Origin of the sequence: Cobetia crustatorum, assembly GCF_000591415.1 — a bacterium.
GTDB classification, from domain to species: Bacteria; Pseudomonadota; Gammaproteobacteria; order Pseudomonadales; family Halomonadaceae; genus Cobetia; species Cobetia crustatorum.
This window is the reverse complement of sequence record NZ_JEMF01000086.1, coordinates 1-1,805: the sequence shown is the minus strand read 5'-3', so window position 1 is coordinate 1,805 and position 1,805 is coordinate 1. Positions and strand designations below refer to the sequence as shown.

The 1,805-nt window shown below is 49.6% G+C and carries 1 protein-coding gene and 1 pseudogene; both read left to right on the top strand.

Features of this window, described 5'->3' with window-relative positions; translation table 11 throughout:
* Window positions 1-1,352, top strand: a 1,352-nt coding sequence (locus tag BF12_RS0115310; protein WP_345917433.1) for an exopolysaccharide biosynthesis polyprenyl glycosylphosphotransferase, incomplete at its 5' end; no start/stop codon positions are given.
* An 81-nt stretch (window positions 1,353-1,433) separates the two neighbouring features.
* Window positions 1,434-1,805: pseudogene (locus BF12_RS20485) on the top strand (ABC transporter ATP-binding protein); the annotation flags it as partial.

Genomic DNA, 1,805 nt, shown 5'->3' with positions numbered 1-1,805 from the left:
ACACCTGGCGTCGAAGAGCCGGTAATGGAGCACATGAAAGCTCGAAGGGAACCGCAATGAAAGAAGATACCATTACAATGGAACACCAGCGCCGCTACTCACGTCATCATGAGCGGTTGATCGCGAGCAAGCGGTTACAAACCTTTTTTGGTCTTTTGCTGGTAGTCGTATTGCCTGCCATGTACCGCTGGGGTGGCGATTTCTGGTTCACCTCAACGACAGCGCAATGGAATGCCTTCATCGGCACCGCGGCAGCGTTCACACTGTCACTGACTTTCATCAACCGCTTGTGTCAGTTGCCAGGTACAAAATCCTTCGCGTATGTCATCCCTACGGTCTCAGTGTCGTATGTAGTGTTGATCATTCTCTGTAGTCTGTTGGAAATTGCCGTTTCCCGGTTGCAGGTAGGTATCTCCTTCGCGATGGCTGTGGTGTTTGGCAGTGCCTTCTATTATGTGGATTCCAGACTTACTACCAAGCGCATGGCGGTAGTGCCTTTCGGGAAGGCATTGTCACTCTGTGTGAAGAAGAATACCTCTGTCCGCTGGTACATGCTGAATAGCCCATCGCTGGTTGGTGTAAAGCGTATCGATGCTGTCGTCGCGGACCTGCGTGGTGATCTTCCTGAAGAGTGGCAACGCTTTCTGGCCGACTGCACCATTCACCGTATCCCTGTGTACCACGCTACTCAGGTGCACGAGATGCTCACTGGCCGTGTGCTGCTGGATCACCTGTATGCCAATGAATTTGGATCGCTTTCACCTCATGAAGGTTATGAAGTGGTCAAACGCGGACTGGATATCCTGGGGGCTCTGCTTTTGCTGCCGTTGGTAAGCCCTATCATGGTGCTTACGGCTATCGCCATTCGGCGTGATAGCCCGGGGCCGGCACTGTTTTGCCAGCCACGCATGGGCTTTCATTGCCGCCCCTTCAGCGTCTACAAATTTCGTAGCATGTATACCGATCACAAGGGGCAAGGTTTCACCGAAGGTGACAATGATCCGCGCATTACACGTGTAGGGCGAGTCATTCGCAAATATCGTCTGGACGAGCTTCCTCAGCTTGTGAACGTGCTGAAAGGCGACATGAGTTTCATCGGCCCACGGCCCGAGTCCATGTCATTGGCGAGTTGGTATGAGAAGGATGTACCGTTCTTCCATTACAGGCATGTCGTAAGGCCGGGCATTTCCGGCTGGGCGCAGGTAGAGCAAGGTTACGCTGCTGAGGTAGATGGTATGATTGAGAAGCTGGAATACGATTTTTACTACATCAAGAACTTCTCCTTCTGGCTCGACTTACTCATTGTACTTCGCACTATTCGTACTGTTGTGACAGGAAATGGTAGCCGGTAAGTAGGCTTCCCGTTAGTCTCTAAATTAGCCAAAATTTTCTTATAATCCTCTTCCTCTAAATCCTTCCAGCAAGAGAGACTTATGTTCAGTCAGCTCAAAGAACTTTATTCACTTTTGACCGTAGAACAACGAAGTAAGCTTAAACGCTTACAGATACTCGTCGTACTCATGGCCTTCGCAGAGATTGCGGGTGTGGCCTCTATTGGCCCTTTTATGGCATTGGTAGGTGATATACAAGAGTTGAATAGTGATGGAGTTATTGGGGGTATTTATCGAGCAAGTGGTATTTCTGATCCTCGAGATTTTCTGTTCTTTATGGGAGTTATGGTTCTTGTAGTACTGGCTGTCGCATCATGTGTCTCCATGTTCACGATATGGCGTGTATCAATGTATGGCCAGGTCGTAGGTGCGGAATTAAGCAGTCGTTTGTTTCGTCACTATATGCATCAATCG